An 18,077-nucleotide genomic window follows, 5' to 3' on the forward strand; every position below is an offset into this window, starting at 1 on the left:
GACGGGGCCGGGCCGCGCGGGCGGGGTCAGCGCAGGGCCCCGCCACGCGCCGCGCAGTCGGCGAGGTGGTCGTCCACGAGCCCGCACGCCTGCATCAGCGCGTAGGCGGTGGTCGGGCCCACGAACCGGATCCCGGCCTTCTTCAGCGCCTTCGACAGCGCCGTGGACTCGGGGGTGATCGCCGGCACCTCGGCCAGGGTCACCGGCGCCGGCCGGCCCTCCGGGTCCGGGGCGTGCGACCAGATCAGCGCGTCGAGTTCGCCCGGGGCCCAGCCCGCGAGGGTCGCGGCGTTGGCCAGGGTCGCCTCGATCTTGAGCCGGTTGCGGATGATGCCGGTGTCGGCGAGCAGCCGCTCCGCGTCCTCGGGGCCGAAGCCCGCGACCTTCTCGATGGAGAACCCGGCGAACGCGGCGCGGAAGCCCTCGCGTCGACGCAGGATCGTGATCCACGACAGGCCGGACTGGAACGCCTCCAGGCTGAGCCGTTCGAAGAGGGCGTCGTCGCCGCGGACCGGCCGGCCCCACTCCTCGTCGTGGTAGGCCAGGTAGTCGGGCGCGGACAGGGCCCAGCGGCAGCGCGGCAGCCCGTCGGGGCCGAGCGGGGCGAGTTCGGGTCCGGGGGCGCTCACGCGAACCGCCCCCCGTCCCGCTCGTCCTCGCCGGCGCCGGGGCGCTTGCCGAAGTCCACGCCGCCCGGGTCCGCGCCGCCGCCGGGCTCGGGTCCCTCGGTCTCGGGGCGCTCCCAGGCGCTCCACTCGGCGGGGATCCCGTCCACCGGCTCCGGGGCCGCGGCCGGGGCCGGGTGTCCGGCGCGGGCGCCGGCGGCCTCCAGGGCGGCGATCCGGGCGTCGCGCTCGGCGAGTTCGGCGCCGAGCCGGGCCAGCACGTCGTCCACCTCCGCCATCCGGTAGCCGCGCGGGGCCACCGGCAGGCGCAGGTCCTCGATGTCGGCGGCGGCCACCGGCCGGGTCTCGGGCAGGGCGTCGGCCACCCGCTCCGGTTCCGCCTCGGGCAGCACCGCCTCCTCGCCGCCGCCCACGACCGCGAGCGTCACCGCGGCCACGACCACGACCAGCGCGATCAGCAAGAACCAGAACACGATCCACTCCCCTGAGAGTCCTCGGACCATCAGGTTAAGGTCACAAGCGGGGCGGCGAGTGCCGCCGGAGGAGGAATCACGGGAATGCTGCGACTGGGTCGGCGCGAGTTCGACGTCCACGAGCCGGTGATCATGGCGATCGTGAACCGGACCCCCGATTCCTTCTACGACCAGGGGTCCACCTTCCGCGACGAACCCGCGCTGGAGCGGGTGGAGCGGGCCGTGGCCGAGGGTGCCGCGATCATCGACATCGGCGGGGTGAAGGCCGGCCCCGGGGAGCACGTGGACGCCGCCGAGGAGGCCCGGCGCACCGTCGGCTTCGTCGCCGAGGTCCGCCGCCGCCACCCGGACGTGGTGATCAGCGTGGACACCTGGCGGCACGAGGTCGGCGAGGCCGTGTGCGAGGCGGGGGCGGACGTGCTGAACGACGCCTGGGGCGGGGTGGACCCGAAGCTGGCGGAGATCGCCGCCCGGTACGGCGCGGGCCTGGTGTGCACGCACGCGGGCGGGGCCGAGCCCCGGACCCGTCCGCACCGGGTGGAGTACGAGGACGTGATGGCCGACGTGCTGCGGGTGACGCTGGGGCTCGCGGAGCGGGCCGCCGCCCTCGGCGTGCCGCGCGAGTCGATCATGATCGACCCCGGGCACGACTTCGGGAAGAACACCCGGCACTCGCTGGAGGCCACCCGGCGGCTCGGCGAGATGACGGAGACCGGCTTCTCCGTGCTGGTGTCCCTGTCGAACAAGGACTTCGTCGGGGAGACCCTCGACAAGCCGGTCAAGGAGCGGCTGCTCGGGACCCTGGCGACCACGGCCGTCTCGGCCTGGCTGGGCGCGCAGGTCTACCGGGTGCACGAGGTGGCCGAGACCCGGCAGGTGCTGGACATGGTCCGCTCCATCCAGGGGCTGCGGCCGCCGGCCGTCGCGCGGCGCGGCCTGGCCTGACACGCGGGCGCCCCCGCCCGGGACTCGGGCGGGGGCGGGAGCGGGGCGCCCGGCACGGTGCGGCCGGGCGCGCGGGGACGCGGGGCGTGTGGGGGTGTGGGGATCAGCGCCCGGCGCCGCGCGGGCCTCCCCGGGCCGGTGGCGCCCCCGGGCCCCGCGGGGCCGGTGGCGGACAGCCGGCGCGGACGGCGGCCAGCAGCAGGTGGTCCACGGTGCGGCTCTCGCCGGTCAGTCGGTAGCGGCGGCCGGGGCCGGCCCAGCCGTCGAGCAGGTCGAGGAACGCGGAGTCCGCGAAGGAGACCCCCGAGAGGTCCACGACGAGGTCGGTGAACCCGCAGGCGGCGGCGCGGGCCAACAGGGCCCGCAGCGGTTCGGCCGTGTGCAGGTCGATCTCGCCGCGCAGGTGGAGCTGGAGGGTGTCCCCGGAGACGGCCCAGCGGTCGAGGACCGCGTCGCACAGGTCGGTGTCGGTGTCCCGGGGCAGCAGCAGTATCGGGGGGTTCGTGGCGGCCGAGGCCGAGGGTGAGGTGGTCACGCCCGGTCCAACCGTCCCCCGGGCACGTCGGTGACGCCCGCGGCCCGGTCTTCACCCCGAGGCGGCCGGCGGCACCACCCGTCGGTGGGAAATCCGCCACCCACACGAGCCAACCGGAGCGGCACCCGCATCCGGGGCCGGCGGGCGTGCGCCGGCTCCCGTCAGGGGCGGGACGGGAGCGGATCGGGCGCGGGGCGCGCAACCGGAGCGGGGGTCGTCGGCCCGTCGACACCCGCGCGGGATGTGCTACGGACGGCCGCCGCCCCCGGGCGCGCGCCCCTCTCCCCTACTGCCCGACCCCTATTGGCCGGCCTCCTTCGTGACGAGCGCGATGGCCTCGTCCACGTCGTCGGTGACGTGGAAGAGGTACAGGTCGCGTTCGGATGCCTTGCCCTGGGCGATGACGGTGCCCCGCAGCCAGTCCAGCAGGCCGCTCCAGTACTCGGTGCCGAAGAGCACGATGGGGAAGCGGGTGATCTTCTGGGTCTGGACCAGGGTCAGCGCCTCGAACAGCTCGTCCAGGGTGCCCAGGCCGCCGGGCAGGACCACGAAGCCCTGGCTGTACTTCACGAACATCGTCTTGCGGACGAAGAAGTACCGGAAGTTCAGGCCGAGGTCCACGTGCGGGTTGAGGCCCTGCTCGAAGGGCAGCTCGATGCCCAGGCCCACCGAGACCCCGCCGGCCTCGCTCGCGCCCTTGTTGGCGGCCTCCATGGCGCCCGGCCCGCCGCCCGTGATCACGGCGAAGCCGGCGTCCACCAGGGCGTGCCCGATGCGCACGCCGGCCTCGTACTCGGGCGAGTCCACGGGGGTGCGGGCCGAGCCGAACACGCTGATCGCGGCCGGCAGCTCGGCGAGCGTGCCGAAGCCCTCGATGAACTCGGACTGGATCCGCAGCACCCGCCACGGATCGGTGTGCACCCATTCGCTGGGTCCGGCGGAGTCCAACAGCCGCTGGTCCGTCGTGCTGCCGGCCTGGATCTGGCCCCGGCGGCGCAGGACCGGACCGGCCTGCTGCTCCTCGGGCCTGCGGCGCCCTTCCTCGGAGTTGGCCATGTTGTGCTCCCTCCTGACGATCGTCGGCCCAGGGTAGGCGCAGGAAGCCGGCCGGCAGCGGAATTTCGCGCGTACCCCGGGCCGCGTCAGGACGTCAGGCCGTGAGCCAGGCCCGCAGGCGCTCCTCGCAGTGCAGGATCGCGGCGGTCTCGACGCGTTCGTCGACCTTGTGGGCCAGCAGCGCGTCACCGGGTCCGTAGTTCACGGCCGGCACGCCCAGCGCGCTGAACCGGGACACGTCGGTCCAGCCGAACTTGGGCATGGCCCGCCCGCCGACGGCCTTCATGAACGCGGCGGCGGCCGGGTGCGACAGGCCCGGCAGGGCGCCGCCGGAGGAGTCGTCCACGACGAACTCGTCCACCTCGCAGTCCGCGAACACCTCCCGCACGTGCGCCAGCGCCTCGGCCTCGGAACGGTCGGGGGCGTAGCGGAAGTTGACGGTGACGGTGCAGGCGTCGGGGATCACGTTGTTGGCGACGCCGCCCTCGATCCGGACCGCGTTGAGGCCCTCGTGGTACTCCAGCCCGTCGATGACCGGCCGGCGCGGCTCGTAGGAGGCGAGGCGGGCCAGGATCGGGGAGACGGCGTGGATGGCGTTGGAGCCCATCCAGCTGCGCGCGGAGTGGGCGCGTTCGCCCTTGGTCCGCAGCAGCACCCGCAGGGTGCCCTGGCAGCCGCCCTCGACCTGCGCGTTCGACGGTTCGAGGAGGACGGCGAAGTCCCCGACGAGCCAGTCGGGGTGGGCCTCGGCCACCTTGCCGAGCCCGTTGAGGTGCGCGGCGACCTCCTCCTGGTCGTAGAAGACGAAGGTGAGGTCGCGGTTGGGGGCGGGGACGGTCGCGGCGATCCGCAGCTGGACGGCGACCCCGGACTTCATGTCGGTGGTGCCGCAGCCCCACAGCACGCCGTCCGCGTCGAGGCGGGAGGGCACGTTGTCGGCGATGGGCACGGTGTCGAGGTGCCCGGCCAGGACCACGCGCTCGGCCCGGCCCAGGTTCGTGCGGGCCACGACGTTGTTGCCGTACCGGTCGACGGTCAGGTGCGGCAGCCGGCGCAGCGCGATCTCGACGGCGTCGGCCAGCGACTTCTCGTCACCGCTGACGGAGGGGATGTCGACCAGGCGGGCGGTGAGGGCGGCGGCGTCGAGGGCGAGGTCCAGCTCGGGTTCTTCGGACATGCCGTCGACCCTAACCCGGGGCGGGGCCGGAAATCCGTGCCGCCGGGACCGGTGGAGCCGCGGCGGGTCTCGGTTACGGTGGGCCGCGTGTCCGAGACCCCCACGCACGATGCGAACGCGCGCACGAGTCCCGCACCGACCGGGACGCCCGCCGAGCCCCTGCCCCGACGCCGACGCGGCCGGGCCCTGCGCGCCGCCGCCGGCCTGACCGTGCTGTGCGGGGTCGCCGGGTACGTGACGGTGCAGTACGAGGCCGGGTCGGGCCTGGGCACGCCGAGTTGCGTGGTGGCCGTGGCGGCGGACGCGGGCGGGCCGGGCGCGGGCACCTCGTACCGGCTCGGCCGCGAACAGGCCCGGCAGGCGGCGACGATCGCGGCGGTGGGCACGGCGAAGGGGGTGCCGGAGCGGGCGGTGACGATCGCGGTGGCCACGGCCATGCAGGAGTCGAGCCTGCGCAACATCCGCTACGGGGACCGCGATTCGCTGGGCCTGTTCCAGCAGCGGCCGTCCCAGGGCTGGGGCAGCCCGGACGAGATCATGGACCCGGTGTACGCGGCCGGCATCTTCTACGACAACCTCGTGGAGGTCCGCGACTACCAGCGGCTTCCGCTGACGGTCGCGGCGCAGAAGGTGCAGCGCAGCGCGTTCCCTGATGCCTACGCCAAACACGAGCGGCAGGCGGTGCTGTTGGCGGCGGCGTTCACGGGCCGACCGGGGGCCTCCGTGGTCTGCGGCGGGCCGGCGCCGACCGCGCCGGGCGATCCGGACCGGGTCCGCACGGAGCTGACGCGGGCCTTCGGCCCGAGCCTGATCCACCCGGCGGGCGCGGCGGGCGCGACCCCGGTGGAGGCCGGCGAGGGCCCCCCGCCGGGCGCCGGCACCGGCGCCGGCCCACGCACGGGCGGCGCCGAGGAGCGGCGCCCGGAGGCCACCCTGGAGCCGGCGGGACCCACGACGCGCGGCGAGGTCCGCCTGCGGGTCAGCCCGCCGGCAGACCCGCGCCCCCGGACGGACCGCGAGGACCGCGCCCCCGACCGCCCCACGACCCGGGAACCGGACGGCGACCTCGGCCAGGCGGTGGCCCGCTGGGTGGTCGCGCACGCGGAGGACCTGCGGGTCACGCGGGTGGAATACGGCACGGAAGTCTGGACGGCCGGCCGCAACGCGGGCGAATGGGTCCCCGCGACCGCCGCGTCCCGTACCCCGGCCGCCCCGCCGACCCCGCCCGCGCCCGCCGCCGAGCCCCCGTCGGACGCGAAGCCCGCCGACCGCCCCCCGACCCCCGGCCCGGCCCCGGAGCCCCTCGCCCCGAGCACCCCGGCACCCCCCGCCGCGGCGCCCCCGGCCCCGGACGAGATCCGCATCGTCACGTCCCCGACCACCCCGGAGAACTGAGGCCCGCGCCGCCGGATCCGCGCGGGACAGGTGTGCGGATGGTCGCTCGTGTGGGGTGTGCGGGGGGTTGGGGGGCGGGCGGGGGGTGGGGGTGTTCTCGCTGGTGGGGGGCGGTTTTCGGGGGCGGTCATGGAATCGGATCAAACGATCCGGGCGGATCTTTTACCCGGGGCGCGCGCAACTTCACCTCGGGGGGTGGGTGTTGAGCACTGCGTTCGTACGGACCCACCCGTCCTCGTCAGTGAATCCTTAGGAGCATCCGCATGGCCCTCCCCCTGACCCGTCGCATCGCCCGTACCGCCCTGCTCCTCGCGGCCGGAGCGGCACCCGCGATCGGCGTGGCCGGCACGGCCGCCGCCGCCGATCTCCCGGCGGCGCCCGACCTGGGCGGCGTCACCAACCTGGACGGCGCGAGCACCCTCGTCGGCGACACCACCGGCACCCTCGGGCAGACCGCCCCGGGCGCCGACAAGCTGCTGGGCGGCCTGCCGGTGAGCCAGGCGAACGGCGCGACCGGCGCGGTGGGCCAGTCCCTGCCGACCGACGGGGTCGCCGGCGCCTCCGCCGACGCGCTGCCCACCGACGCGCTCGGCTCCGCGCTGCCGACCTCCGGCCTGAACCTGCCGGGCCTCGGCTGATCCGAGGCTCCCCGCCGTACCGGCCCACCCCGACCAGGGGGCCGGGCGGGGAGCGCGAGACCCACACGCCCGAGGGGGCCCGGAGCGCGAACTCCGGGCCCCCTCGGGCGTGCGTGCGGCCGAACGCGGCCGCGCGGCGGTCAGCCGAGGCGCTTGACGGCCTGCTCCACGCGTTCGTCGGTCGCGGTGAACGCGACCCGCACGTACCGGGCGCCGGCCTCGCCGTAGAAGTCGCCGGGGGCCACGAGGATGCCGAGCTCGGCGAGGGCGGCGACGGTGTCCCAGCAGGACTCGTCGCGGGTGGCCCACAGGTACAGGCTGGCCTCGCTGTGTTCGACGCGGAAGCCGGCCGCCTCCAGCGCGCCGCGCAGGGCGGTGCGGCGGGCGGCGTAGCGGGCGCGCTGCTCGGCCACGTGCGCGTCGTCGCCGAGGGCCGCGACGGTGGCGGCCTGCACGGGGGCGGCGGTCATCATCCCGCCGTGCTTGCGGATCTGCAGCAGTTCGCCGAGGACGGCGCGGTCGCCGGCGACGAACGCGGCCCGGTAGCCGGCGAGGTTGGAGCGCTTGGACAGGGAGTGCACGGCGACCAGGCCGGTGAAGTCCCCGCCGCACACGTCCTCGTGCAGCACCGAGACGGGTTCGGCCTCCCAGCCCAGTTCGAGGTAGCACTCGTCGCTGAAGACGAGCACCTCGTGCTCGCGGGCCCAGGCCACGATCCGGATCAGCTCCTCCTTGGCGAGGACCTTCCCGGTGGGGTTGGAGGGCGAGTTCAGCCAGAGCAGCCGGACCCGGGTCGGGTCGAGGTCGACGGTGGGGTCGTCGTAGACCACGGGCTCCGCGCCGCACAGCCGGGCGCCCACCTCGTAGGTGGGGTAGGCCAGGCGCGGGTAGGCGACCTGGTCGCCGGCGCCGAGCCCGAGCTGGGTGGGCAGCCAGGCGACGAGTTCCTTGGAGCCGACCACCGGCAGCACCTCGACGTGCTCGACGGGGCGGGAGCCCAGCCGGCGCTCCACCCAGCCGGCGATGGCGTCGCGCAGCGCGACGGTGCCCCACACGGTGGGGTAGCCGGGAGTGTCGGAGGAGGCTTCGAGGGCCCGACGGATCAGGTCCGGGACGGGGTCGACGGGGGTGCCGACGGACAGGTCGACGAGGCCGTCGGGGTGGGCGGCTGCGGTCGCCTTGTAGGGCTCCAGCTTGTCCCACGGGAAGACGGGAAGACGCGCGGACACTGCGGCCACGGTGTGCTCTGCTCTCTGGCGCGGGCGCGCGCGGGGCGCGCGGTCGGACAAACACCTCGGTCCCGTGCGGCGCGGGGCCGGACGGGACCGAGGGACACGGCGGTGGGGCCGGTCAGTGCGCTTCGGCCTGCGGCGGCAGCGCGGCGATGAACGGGTGGTCCCGCTCGATCAGACCCAGCTTGGAGGCACCACCGGGCGAGCCGAGCTCGTCGAAGAACTCGACGTTCGCCTTGTAGTAGTCCTTCCACTCCTCCGGGGTGTCGTCCTCGTAGAAGATGGCCTCGACGGGACAGACCGGCTCACAGGCACCACAGTCGACGCACTCGTCCGGGTGGATGTACAAGGACCGGGAGCCCTCGTAGATGCAGTCGACGGGGCACTCTTCGATGCAAGCCTTGTCCTTCACGTCGACACAAGGCTGCGCGATGACGTAGGTCACGCTCTCGTTCCTCCTCGGTAGGGCCGTCCATATCGCGCGGGAGCGCGTCGTCGTCGATGCCCGCACCTAGTATCGCCGTTCCCGAGCACGATCCGAACAGGAGGGGCGAGAACCCGTGGAATTCACCGCCGGTGGCCTGCTGGAATTGCGAGTCACCCCCGCTGACGTGGGAAAACGAGTCTCTGTGCGACAGCTGGACCCGACGCGTGACGGGGGCCCGATGTTCACGGACACCGTCGGTGTGCTCACATCCTGGAACGAGGGTGTGGTGGTGATCACACGAAAGAGCGGGGAAATCGTCCGCATCCCGGAATCCGCGCTGGTCGCGGGCAAGGTGGTGCCCGCCGCGCCGGTCCGCAGACGGGGTCCGGCGGCCTCCTACGCGGAGCTGAACCGGGTCGCGGCACGGGCCTGGCAGCCCGTGGAGTCCGAACTGTTGGGCGAATGGACGCTGCGGGCGGCGAACGGGTTCACCAAGCGCGCGAACTCGGTGCTGCCGGTCGGCGACCCGGGGATACCCGTGCCGGATGCACTCGCGCGGGTGACCCGCTGGTACGCGGAGCGGGGTCTGCGGGCCGGGGCACAGGTCGCGACGGGCTCGGCCGGCACCCAGGAGACGCTGATCCCGGTGCTCCGGGACGCGGGCTGGGTGAACGACGCCGCGGTGGAGGTCCGGATCGGCTCCCTGGCCCCGCTGGTGGACTCGGTGGAGCCCGGTTCGGCGGTCGCGAAGGCGGCGGCGGAGACGGAGCTGGCGCGGGAGCCGGACGCGGAGTGGCTGGAGCGTTTCGGGCCGGTCGCCGACCCGGACACGACGCTGCGGGTGCTGACGGCGGGCCCCTCGGTGTGGTTCGCGAAGCTGCCCGGCCGCGCGATCGGCCGGCTGGTGGTGGACGGCCGCTGGGCCGGGTTCTTCTCCCTCGGCGTGGACCCGGCGCACCGGCGGCGGGGGCTGGGGCGGGCCGTGATGCACGCGCTGGCCGAACGGGCGCTGGCGGAGGGGGCCTCGGCCGGGTACCTCCAGGTGGAGTCGGACAACGACCCGGCGCGGGCCCTGTACGCGGCCCTCGGCTGGCAGGTCCACCACCTGTACCACCACTACCGGGCGCCGGCCGCGTGAGCCCGCACGAGGACGGGCCCGCCCACGAGCCCGAGGAGCTGCCCGGAGACCTGCCCTTCGGGCCGGAGGCGCTGCGGGCCCGGTTCGCCCGCGAGGCCCGCGAGGAACGCCCGGACCTGTCGGTGCTCTGCCTGTGCCTGGCCGGCCTGCTGGACCCGACGATGGACGAGCGGGCCTTCGACGAGGCCGAGATGGAGCTGGACCGGCTCGCCGGGCTGCTGCCCTACGGCCTGCGCACCCCCAGGGCCTGGGCGAACGCGCTGACGGAGCTGCTGGGCGGCCGGCTGGGCTTCCACGGCACGCCCGCCGACTACGACCGGCTGTCCTCTTCCCTGCTGCACCGCGTGCTGCGCCGCCGGCGCGGGCTGCCGATCCTGCTGTCGGTGGTGTGGCTGGAGGTGGCGCGGCGGGCCGGGGCCCCGGTGTACGGGCTCGGGCTGCCGGGGCACTTCGTCATGGGCTTCGGGGCGCCGGAGGAGAACGTGGTGGTGGACCCGTTCGCGGGGGGCGCCTCCCTCGGCAACGGGCCGGCCCAGGCGGCCGAGGGGCCCCGGGAGCCGGCGCGGACGGTGGACGTGGTGCTGCGGATCCTGAACAACGTGCGGGCGTGGGCGGCGAGCCGGCCGGAGCGCTCCGACGTGGAGCTGACCGCCCTGGACCTGTCGCTGGCGCTGCCCGCGCACCCGGCCTCGCTGCGCTGCGAACGGGCCCGGCTGCTGGTGCGGCGCGGGCAGTACGCGGCCGGGGCGCGCGAGTTGGAGGAGTACGCGGAGGTGGTGGCGGCCCTGGACCCGGCGACGGCGGAGGGCATCCGCGGCGAGGCCCGCGCGGCCCGCGCCCTGCTGAACTGACGGCGCGGCGCCGTCCGCGCGGGTCTAGAGCCAGCCCTTGTCGCGGGCGGTGCGGACGGCCTCGGCCCGGTTGCGGGCGGCGAGCTTCTGGATGGCGGCCGACAGGTGGTTGCGGACGGTGCCCTGGGAGAGGTGCAGGCGGGCGGCGAGTTCGGCGTTGCCGGCGCCGTCGGCGGCCTCGCGCAGCACCTCCCGTTCCCGGTGCGTGAGGGGGTTGGCGCCCTCGGCGAGGGCGGCCGCGGCCAGAGTGGGGTCGATGACCCTTTCCCCGGCGAGCACGAGGCGGACGGCCTCGGCGAGCTTCGCGGCGGGGGCGTCCTTGACGAGGAACGCGGAGGCGCCGGCCTCCATCGCGCCGCGCAGGTAGCCGGGGCGGCCGAAGGTGGTGAGCACGACGATCCGCACCCCGGGCAGTTCGGCGTGCAGGCGGGCGGCGGCCTCGATGCCGGTGAGGCCGGGCATCTCGATGTCGAGGAGGGCCACGTCCACGGCGTGCTCGCGGGCGGCGGCCACCACCTCGTCCCCGCGCGCCACCTGGGCGACGACCTCCAGGTCCGGTTCGAGTCCCAGCAGGGCGGCGAGGGCCTCGCGGACCATCGACTGGTCCTCGGCCAACAGGATCCGGATCATGCGCTCGTTCCCGGGTCGGGGGTGGGGGCGGGTGCGGGGGTCCCGGTGAGGGGGACGCGGGCGGTGAGGACGAATCCGGTGCGCCCGGCGGGGCCGGTGGCGAGGGTACCGGAGACGGCGCCGAGGCGTTCGGCGAGCCCGGTGAGGCCGTTGCCCCGGCCGCGCGGGCCGGCGGGGGCGCCCTGGCCGTCGTCGCGGACGGTGAGTTCGGCCCAGGGGCCGGCGAGGGTGTCGGCGGTGCCGAGGGTGATGGCGCAGCGACGGGCCCCGCTGTGCCGCACGACGTTGGTGACGGCCTCGCGCAGGGTCCAGGCGAGCGCCGCCTCGACCTCCTCCGGCAGGGCGTGCCCGGTCGGCGCGTCGGGCGGGGTTCCGTCGGGGAGGTCGGCGACGATGCCGGCGGCGGCCAGGGCGGTGCGGGCGCCGGCGAGTTCCCCGGGCAGGGTGGGGCGCCGGTAGCCGCTGACGGCCTCGCGCACGTCCACCAGAGCCTGCCGGCTGACCCGTTCGATGTCGGCGATCTGCGCGCCGGCCTTCTCGGGGTGCTCGGGCAGCATCCGGCCGGCCAGCTCGCTCTTCAACGTGATCAGGGAGAGGGAGTGGCCGAGCAGGTCGTGCAGGTCCCGGGCGAGCCGCAGGCGTTCCTCGTTCGCAGCGAGTTGGGCGACGGTGGCGCGGGCGCGGCGCAGTTCGACGGTGGTGCGGATCATGGCGCGCACCCCGACCATCGCGAACCCGCCGAGGAGGGCGGGGATGAGCAGGCCGACGAGGTAGTCGCGGCCCTCGGGGACGAGGAAGCCCAGGCCCGCGAGGAGGGCGGTGACGGCGGGCACGCTGAACCGCGAGAGCCGGATCGGCAGCGAGGCCCCGGAGGCGATCGAGACGTACACGAACAGCACCAGCCACTCGCGGCCGAGGCTGAGGGTGAGCGCGGCGGCCTCGACGGCGAGGACGCCGAGGACGACCAGGGTGCGGCGGGCCGGGCCCCGGTCGTCGACGCGGAACACGAGCAGCAGGTAGCAGCCGACGAACGCGAGCAGCCCGAGGATCCCGAGCAGCCGCGCCGAGCCGCTGTGACCGCCGCCGACCAGGTCGCTGACGGGGGCCCCGAGGTACACCATCCACACGCAGGTCCACAGGGTCTTCACGACCCGCCCGCGCCGGTTCTCCGGCGGGGCGCCGATCCGGATCGGGCCGAACTCCCCGTCGAGGTCCCGCCCCGCCCCGGCGGCCCGGCCGCCCCGTTCGTCGAATCGGTTCACGTCGTCACGCCTTGTGGGAGTCCTTGCGGTACAGCCAGGCGGCCGCACCACTGAAGAGTGTGAAGTAGGCGAGCAGCAGTGCCACGTCCTTCAGGTGCGGCGCGCCGCCCGTCTCGATGGCCTGGCCGAGGCCGGCGTAGGCGTGGGTGGGCAGCCAGGAGCAGATCGAACGGAGCCAGTCCGGGAGGTAGTTCGTGGGCATCCACAGGCCGCCGAGGAGGGAGAGCCCGAAGTAGACGACCATGGTGATGGGGCGGACGGTGTCGCCGGTGGCGAGGTAGCCGATGGCGACGCCGAGGGCGGCGAAGACGAGGCTGCCGGCCCAGATGGAGCCGGTGAGGGCCGCCCACTGCCAGGCTTCGAAGCGGACGTCCTTGACGACGGCGGCGATCACGAAGACCACGAGGATCGCGGGCAGCGAGAGCACGGCGGCGCCGGCGGTCTTCGCCGTGACGTAGCCCCGGCCGGGCAGGGCGGTCAGGCGGAGCTGTCGGACCCAGCCCTTCTCGCGTTCCTTGGCGATGCGTTCGCTGTTGCCCATCAGGACGGCGGTGAGGGCACCGAAGGAGGCCATGGAGACCATGTAGAAGGCCGGCATGGTCAGGGTGGTGCCGGGCACGGTGTGTTCGGCGTCCTGGGTGCCGCCGAGGATCAGGAAGAGGAGCGCCGGGTAGAGCACGGTGAAGAACAGGTACTTCTTGTTGCGCAGGGCCCGGGCGAGTTCGAGGCGGACCAGGTGCGAGGTGCCGGAGCCGCGGCGGGCGGCGGGCGTGGCGAGCGGGGCGGTGGCGGTGGCGGCGGTGGCGTTCATCGGGTGGCCTCCTCGGCCTCGACGGCGGATTCGTGGGCGGTGGTGAGGGCGAGGAACGCCTGCTCCAGGCCGAGGCCGGCGACCTCCAGGTTGCGGGGGTACAGGCCGAGGGCGTAGAGGGCGTGCACGGTGGCGTCGGCGTCGGCGGACTGCAGGCGCACGGTGTGGCCGTGCCGTTCGTAGCCGGTGAGGGCGGGCAGGGCGCGCAGTTCGGCCTCGGCGACGCCGGTGTCGGCGGGGTCGAGGTCGAAGGCGACGCGGCGGGCGCCGGCGCGGGCCTTGATCTCGGCGGCGGTGCCGTCGGCGAGCAGCCGGCCCTTGGAGAGGACCATGACGCGGTCGGCGATCGCGTCGGCCTCCTCCAGGTAGTGGGTGGCGAACAGGACGGTGCGGCCCTGGTCGGCGTGGGCCCGCATGGTGGCCCAGAAGTCGCGGCGGGAGGTGACGTCCATGCCGGTGGTGGGCTCGTCGAGGACGATGAGGTCGTTGGCGCCGGCGGTGGCGAGGGCGAAGCGGACCCGCTGTTCCTGGCCGCCGGAGAGCTTGGTGACGGTGCGGTCGGCGATCTCGGTGATCCCGGCGCGGGCGAGGACCTCCTCGACGGGGAACGGGCGCGGGTGCAGGGCGCAGCCCAGGCGCACCAGTTCGCGGACGGTGACCTCCTCCATCAGGCCGCCGCTCTGGAGCATGGCGCCGACCCGGCCGGCGGCGATGGCGGCGCGGGGGGTGCCGCCGAAGAGGGTGACGGCGCCGCTGTCGGCGGGGCGCAGGCCGAGGAGGAGGTCGAGGGTGGAGGACTTGCCGGCGCCGTTGGGGCCGAGCAGGGCCACGGTCTGGCCGGGGTGGAGGTCGAAGGAGAGGCCGTCGACCGCGCGGACCGTGCCGTGGCTCTTGGTCACGTTCCGGAAGCTCACCACGGGTGCGGCCGGGGATGCGGGGGCGGCGGCCCGGGGGGCCGCGGTCGTCGTCGTCATGGTTCGAGGATGGCGGCGCGGACCCCCCGCCCGGCAGTGTCCCGCGTCCGGACTCCACCGTGACGGATGTCATGCACGCACCCGTGACACCCCCGGTGAGCCGCGGCGGAGCACGCGTCGAGCCCCCCGGGCCGGGTGGCTCGGGGGGCTCGACGGGGTGCGGTGAGGGGCGGGGTCAGGCCACGTTGGTGGGGACGGTGACCGCGCGTTCCTCGGGGGTCTTGCCGCGCAGGGCCTTGCCGAGGACCCCGGCGATGTCCTGCGGGGTGACGGCGGTCTTCTCGCCGCTGCCCCGGGTGATGAGGACCCCGTCGAAGGTAGCGCCGTAGAACCGCTTGATGGCCTCCAGGTCGTACTTCTCGACCAGTTTGCCGTCGACGGCCTGCATGGAGAGGATCTCGCGCAGCGAGCGGGCCGGGCCGAAGAGGATGGACCGGCCGCCGATGGTGACCTTGACGTTGCCGGACATCGCGGGCTTGGCGAACTCCTCCATGGCCCGGTCGATCTCGGCCTGCCCGATGGTGGGTTCCTTGGTGGTGACGGGGAGGATCACGGCCGGGGCCTTGCCGGTGGCCAGCAGGGTCTCGTACGCCTCCTTCACCTTCGCGACGGCGGCGGTGGTGTCGACGGCGCTGCCGGCCTTGCCGGGCTTGGCGACGGGGACGCCGGTGTCGAAGGTGATGGTGCCCTCGCTGTTGCCGGCCGCGCCGCCGGCGGCGGCCTGGAGGGCCACCTGGAGCTTCTCCTCGTCCACGCGCACCTGGGCGGCGGCGGGGCGTTCCTGGCCGAGGAGGGTGCCGATGACGGTCAGCGGGTTGTAGTCGCTGCCGGCGGCGCCGCGCACGGTCTCCTGCTGGTCGAGGGTCAGGCCGGCCTTCTCGGGGGCGAGGGGGACGTTCTTGCCGCCGACCGTGAGGGTCAGGGGCTGCACGGCGCGTTCGCCGAATGCCTTCTGGAGCTTGGCGAGGGCCTCGTCGCGGCTGCCCTCGATGTCGGATCCGTAGACGGTGGTGCCCTTGGGCACGTCGGAGTGGTTCAGCAGCAGGCCCGCGCCGTAGGCGACGCCGACCAGCGCGAACACGCCGCCGCCCGCGAGGACCAGCTTGGAGCGGCCCTTCTTCTTGGGCTTGCCGGCCTTCGCCGCGGCCGGGGCCTGCGCGGACGGGGGCGGCGGCGGGACGGGGACGGCCGCGCGGGGCATCACGGGGGGCTGCGGGACGCCGGGGGTGCCGCCGGCGGGGGTGCCGGTGGGGCCGCCGGGCGGGTTCGTGCCGAAGGGCGCGCCGCCGGCCGGGCCGTTGCCGGGCCGGGGGAAGGGGTCGTTGCCGGGGTGCGCGCCGGGGCCGGGGAACGGGGCGCCCGCGCCCGGCGCGTTGCCGCCGGGGGCGGGGAAGGGGTCACGGGGGCCCTGGGCGCGGCCGCGCCCGGGGAACGGGGCGCCGGCGCCGGGACCCGCGGGGCCCGGGCCCTGCGGCTGCGGGGGCTGGTGGGTCCCCGGCAGCGGGGCCTGGGGGGTGACGGCCGGGAACGGCGCGGTGGTCTCGGCGGCCGGGGTCTGCGGGCCGGGCCAGCTCGCGGCCGGTTCCGGCTCCGGGGGCGTGACGGGCATGGTGCCGAAGGCCGGGCCGGTGGTGGGTCCGGTCGGGTAGGAGCCGTTGGGGGCGGAGCCCTGCTCGGGGGCGCCGAAGCCCTGCTGCGGGTCGGGGGCCCCGTAGGGGGCGGCCTGCGGGTCGGGGGCGCCGTAGGGGGCGGGCGGGGCGCCGTAGGGCGCGGGGGCCTCGCCGAAGCCCTGGGGGGCGCCGAAGCCCTGCTGCGGGTCGGGGGCGCCGTAGGGGGACTGCGGCGGCTGCGGGGCGGCGCCGTAGGGCTGCTGCGGCTGCTGGTGCTGCGGGGCGGGCGGCTGCGGGGCCGGCTCGGGGTCGGAGCCGCGACGGGGCGCGAACCAGTTCTGGCCGCCCTGGTCGCCGCCCGGCCCGGGGGCCTGCGGGGTCGGGGCGGGCCCGGCCGGTCGCGGCTCGGGGCTGCGGGGGCCGGGCATCGCTGCCGGGGAGCCCGCCGCGGGGGGCGCGGCCGGCGCGCCGGAGTCGCCGGTGTCGGCGTCCGACCCGTTCTTCCCCTTCACGGGCTTGCGCACCACCACGGGCGGGATGGGCCGGGATCCGGGGATGTTGATCCGGATGCGGGTGGTGAGTTGGGTCTCGGTCTTGGGACCCTCGGCGTCCGCGTCGGCGGGGTGCTTGGCGTTCAAGGGGTTCTCCTCCGTGGCGTTCGCCGCGGTGTCCGTGGACGGTTGGCCGGTTCCGTACGGCGGCGTACCCGAGGGGTAGGCGAGTCCTCCGCGCCCCGAGGGCCCGGAGGACGAACTGTCAGTTTCACGGCTCAAGGCAGGTTCTCCCGGTTGGCTCCGCCGCCCCGGACACCGTAGGCGGGCAGCTCGGCGGCCCGACCACCATACTGGCCGGCGCCGAGGCCGGATCCTGCCGTGTCCGGCGTCACGCGGGCCGACGGGGCCCCGGGACGGCGCCCCGGGGGTGTCGATCCGCCGTCAGCGGTGCTTCGGTCGGGGTCGGGCGGTGTCGAACGGCACGTCATCTTCCGGGCCGGGCGGCCGAAACCGGCCGATCGACGACATCTCGGAGGGTGGCGCAGATCACAGCGATGATCACGCCGCCCAAAAGGTACACGTACATGCCCATCCCGGACGCGCTGAGCAGGAAGTCCCCTTCCGGGCGCGGGACGCTGAGCATCACGTAGACGAGGAACCAGCCGACGCCGACCGCGCCCACCCCGAGCGGTCCGCCGACGGCCAGGCGGGAGCCGAGGCAGACGCCGAGCAGGGCGAGGAGGGCCAGGAGCAGGCCGACGGGGCGCCAGACGTCCACGGCGAGCCAGCCGGCGAGGCCCGTGAGCACGCCGGCGAGGAGCGCGCCGAGCAGGGCGAGGAGGCGGGCGGGGGTCCAGGTCGCGCTCACGCCGTCACCCCCGCGAACAGGTCGTCCTCGCGGGCCCCGGCCGGGGCGCCGGAGCGGCCGGCGACCAACTCGTAGTACTCGCGCGTGAACAGCGGCTGCCCGAGGTCGTTGGAGAGGGCGAAGAAGGGGCCGTCGACGGCGACCTGGGTGGCGTGCGCGCGCATCGCGGCGGCCTTGGCCTCGGCGTGCGCGCGGCTGCCGGGCCGGTCGGCGATCTCGGCGGTGATCCGTTCGTCGGGCACCACCCCGGGCACGTCCTCGGGGGCCGCGACGCCGGGGAAGGAGTGGCCGGCGGCGCGCAGGGCGGCGAAGCCCTCGTCCACGACGGAGCGGGGCACGCGGTTCCAGTACACCTTGGCCACGGCGTGGGCGGGGCCCGCCTCGGGGGCGAAGGCCGGGTCGGCGGCGAGTTCGACGGCGCGGGTGGCGACCCGGTGGGCCTGGATGTGGTCGGGGTGGCCGTAGCCGCCGTCGGGGTCGTAGGTGACGAGGACCTGCGGGCGGACCTCGCGGATCACCTCGACCAGCGGGCGGGCCGCCTCGTCCACGGGGGTGGACCAGAAGGAGCCGGGGCGGGAGTTCTGCGGGGCGCCCATCATCCCGGAGTCCCGGTAGCGGCCGGGGCCGCCGAGGAAGCGGTGGTCGGTGACGCCGAGCGCGGCCATCGCGGCGGCGAGTTCGCCGATCCGGTGGGGCCCGAGGGTGTCGTCCCGGTCCGGGGCCAGGTGGGCCAGCTCGGGCGGGATCACCTCGCCCTCCTCGCCGAGGGTGCAGGTCACGAGGGTGACGTGGGCGCCCTCGGCCGCGTAGCGGGCCATGGTGACGCCGTTGTTGATCGACTCGTCGTCGGGGTGGGCGTGCACCAGCAGCAGGCGGCGGGCGGGAAGACCGTTCATGGGGACAGCCTAGGCTGCGGCCCTCGGCTGCCCCGGGAG

Annotated in this window: 19 protein-coding genes; 5 read left to right on the forward strand and 14 right to left on the reverse strand. The window is 75.5% G+C overall.

Going from position 1 to position 18,077, the window contains the following annotated elements; genetic code table 11:
• Positions 1-26 precede the first annotated feature (26 nt).
• Positions 27-629, reverse strand: a complete 603-nt coding sequence (locus ACN20G_RS07565) for a DNA-3-methyladenine glycosylase I (protein ID WP_424211955.1) — start codon at positions 627-629, stop codon at positions 27-29.
• Positions 626-1,099: a DivIVA domain-containing protein gene (locus ACN20G_RS07570; protein ID WP_424211956.1), complete on the reverse strand. Its 474-nt coding sequence runs from the start codon at positions 1,097-1,099 to the stop codon at positions 626-628. Before ACN20G_RS07570 ends, ACN20G_RS07565 begins: the two co-directional genes overlap by 4 nt.
• Positions 1,100-1,183: 84 nt before the next feature.
• Here ACN20G_RS07570 and folP point away from each other — a divergent pair, with 84 nt between their 5' ends.
• On the forward strand, positions 1,184-2,044 hold the full coding sequence (gene folP / locus ACN20G_RS07575) for a dihydropteroate synthase (RefSeq protein WP_424211957.1): 861 nt from the start codon (positions 1,184-1,186) through the stop codon (positions 2,042-2,044).
• 103 nt (positions 2,045-2,147) lie between these two features.
• Here folP and ACN20G_RS07580 read toward each other — a convergent pair whose 3' ends face one another.
• From ACN20G_RS07580 to dapE, 3 genes are all read right to left on the reverse strand, one after another.
• Positions 2,148-2,579 (reverse strand): STAS domain-containing protein, encoded by a 432-nt coding sequence (locus ACN20G_RS07580; protein WP_424211958.1) that lies wholly within the window; start codon positions 2,577-2,579, stop codon positions 2,148-2,150.
• 300 nt (positions 2,580-2,879) lie between these two features.
• The gene (locus ACN20G_RS07585; RefSeq protein ID WP_424211959.1) at positions 2,880-3,635 is read right to left on the reverse strand and encodes a TIGR00730 family Rossman fold protein; all 756 of its coding nucleotides are present in this window, start codon (positions 3,633-3,635) and stop codon (positions 2,880-2,882) included.
• 94 nt (positions 3,636-3,729) lie between these two features.
• The gene (dapE, locus tag ACN20G_RS07590; RefSeq protein WP_424211960.1) at positions 3,730-4,812 is read right to left on the reverse strand and encodes a succinyl-diaminopimelate desuccinylase; all 1,083 of its coding nucleotides are present in this window, start codon (positions 4,810-4,812) and stop codon (positions 3,730-3,732) included.
• Positions 4,813-4,899: 87 nt separating this feature from the next.
• Here dapE and ACN20G_RS07595 point away from each other — a divergent pair, with 87 nt between their 5' ends.
• Both ACN20G_RS07595 and ACN20G_RS07600 read left to right on the forward strand, forming a co-directional pair.
• Positions 4,900-6,207 carry a hypothetical protein gene (locus ACN20G_RS07595; protein WP_424211961.1) on the forward strand — a complete coding sequence of 436 codons (1,308 nt, stop codon included), beginning with the start codon at positions 4,900-4,902 and terminating at the stop codon, positions 6,205-6,207.
• 263 nt (positions 6,208-6,470) lie between these two features.
• A complete protein-coding gene (locus tag ACN20G_RS07600) occupies positions 6,471-6,845 on the forward strand; it encodes an ATP-binding protein (protein ID WP_424211962.1) in 375 nt (124 codons plus the stop codon).
• Positions 6,846-6,985: 140 nt separating this feature from the next.
• Here ACN20G_RS07600 and dapC read toward each other — a convergent pair whose 3' ends face one another.
• The gene (dapC, locus tag ACN20G_RS07605; protein WP_424211963.1) at positions 6,986-8,083 is read right to left on the reverse strand and encodes a succinyldiaminopimelate transaminase; all 1,098 of its coding nucleotides are present in this window, start codon (positions 8,081-8,083) and stop codon (positions 6,986-6,988) included.
• Between the two features lie 112 nt (positions 8,084-8,195).
• Positions 8,196-8,522: a ferredoxin gene (gene fdxA / locus ACN20G_RS07610; protein ID WP_424211964.1), complete on the reverse strand. Its 327-nt coding sequence runs from the start codon at positions 8,520-8,522 to the stop codon at positions 8,196-8,198.
• Between the two features lie 115 nt (positions 8,523-8,637).
• Between fdxA and ACN20G_RS07615 the strand changes: the two genes are divergently transcribed.
• Together ACN20G_RS07615 and ACN20G_RS07620 are read left to right on the forward strand one after the other, a co-directional pair.
• Entirely contained in the window at positions 8,638-9,642 is a 1,005-nt protein-coding gene (locus ACN20G_RS07615; protein WP_424211965.1) for a GNAT family N-acetyltransferase, read from the forward strand.
• A gap of 50 nt (positions 9,643-9,692) precedes the next feature.
• Positions 9,693-10,493: a transglutaminase family protein gene (locus ACN20G_RS07620; protein ID WP_424215416.1), complete on the forward strand. Its 801-nt coding sequence runs from the start codon at positions 9,693-9,695 to the stop codon at positions 10,491-10,493.
• Positions 10,494-10,517: 24 nt separating this feature from the next.
• On the opposite strand, the gene ACN20G_RS07625 is transcribed toward ACN20G_RS07620, so the two are convergent.
• The 7 genes from ACN20G_RS07625 to mshB form a co-directional block, all read right to left on the reverse strand.
• Positions 10,518-11,123 (reverse strand): response regulator transcription factor, encoded by a 606-nt coding sequence (locus ACN20G_RS07625; RefSeq protein WP_424211966.1) that lies wholly within the window; start codon positions 11,121-11,123, stop codon positions 10,518-10,520.
• Positions 11,120-12,313 carry a sensor histidine kinase gene (locus ACN20G_RS07630; RefSeq protein ID WP_424215417.1) on the reverse strand — a complete coding sequence of 398 codons (1,194 nt, stop codon included), beginning with the start codon at positions 12,311-12,313 and terminating at the stop codon, positions 11,120-11,122. Before ACN20G_RS07630 ends, ACN20G_RS07625 begins: the two co-directional genes overlap by 4 nt.
• Positions 12,314-12,389: 76 nt before the next feature.
• Positions 12,390-13,196, reverse strand: coding sequence for an ABC transporter permease (locus tag ACN20G_RS07635; RefSeq protein ID WP_424211967.1), 807 nt, complete (start codon positions 13,194-13,196; stop codon positions 12,390-12,392).
• Entirely contained in the window at positions 13,193-14,170 is a 978-nt protein-coding gene (locus tag ACN20G_RS07640; RefSeq protein WP_424211968.1) for an ABC transporter ATP-binding protein, read from the reverse strand. The genes ACN20G_RS07635 and ACN20G_RS07640 overlap by 4 nt, the downstream gene beginning before the upstream one ends.
• A gap of 175 nt (positions 14,171-14,345) precedes the next feature.
• Positions 14,346-16,418: a hypothetical protein gene (locus ACN20G_RS07645; protein WP_424211969.1), complete on the reverse strand. Its 2,073-nt coding sequence runs from the start codon at positions 16,416-16,418 to the stop codon at positions 14,346-14,348.
• A 340-nt stretch (positions 16,419-16,758) separates the two neighbouring features.
• Positions 16,759-17,142: a DUF6113 family protein gene (locus ACN20G_RS07650; protein ID WP_424211970.1), complete on the reverse strand. Its 384-nt coding sequence runs from the start codon at positions 17,140-17,142 to the stop codon at positions 16,759-16,761.
• Entirely contained in the window at positions 17,139-18,038 is a 900-nt protein-coding gene (gene mshB / locus ACN20G_RS07655) for an N-acetyl-1-D-myo-inositol-2-amino-2-deoxy-alpha-D-glucopyranoside deacetylase (protein WP_424211971.1), read from the reverse strand. Before mshB ends, ACN20G_RS07650 begins: the two co-directional genes overlap by 4 nt.
• Positions 18,039-18,077 lie beyond the last annotated feature (39 nt).

The organism is Streptomyces dryopteridis, assembly GCF_049606955.1.
Taxonomy (GTDB): Bacteria; Actinomycetota; Actinomycetes; order Streptomycetales; family Streptomycetaceae; genus Streptomyces.

Excerpts from the sequence above, each read along its gene's own strand:
- folP (WP_424211957.1), top strand. The coding sequence starts at position 1,184 with ATGCTGCGACTGGGTCGGCGCGAGTTCGACGTCCACGAGCCGGTGATC.
- ACN20G_RS07585 (WP_424211959.1), bottom strand. The coding sequence starts at position 3,635 with ATGGCCAACTCCGAGGAAGGGCGCCGCAGGCCCGAGGAGCAGCAGGCC.
- dapE (WP_424211960.1), bottom strand. The coding sequence starts at position 4,812 with ATGTCCGAAGAACCCGAGCTGGACCTCGCCCTCGACGCCGCCGCCCTC.
- ACN20G_RS07600 (WP_424211962.1), top strand. The coding sequence starts at position 6,471 with ATGGCCCTCCCCCTGACCCGTCGCATCGCCCGTACCGCCCTGCTCCTC.
- ACN20G_RS07625 (WP_424211966.1), bottom strand. The coding sequence starts at position 11,123 with ATGATCCGGATCCTGTTGGCCGAGGACCAGTCGATGGTCCGCGAGGCC.
- ACN20G_RS07635 (WP_424211967.1), bottom strand. The coding sequence starts at position 13,196 with ATGAACGCCACCGCCGCCACCGCCACCGCCCCGCTCGCCACGCCCGCC.
- ACN20G_RS07640 (WP_424211968.1), bottom strand. The coding sequence starts at position 14,170 with ATGACGACGACGACCGCGGCCCCCCGGGCCGCCGCCCCCGCATCCCCG.
- mshB (WP_424211971.1), bottom strand. The coding sequence starts at position 18,038 with ATGAACGGTCTTCCCGCCCGCCGCCTGCTGCTGGTGCACGCCCACCCC.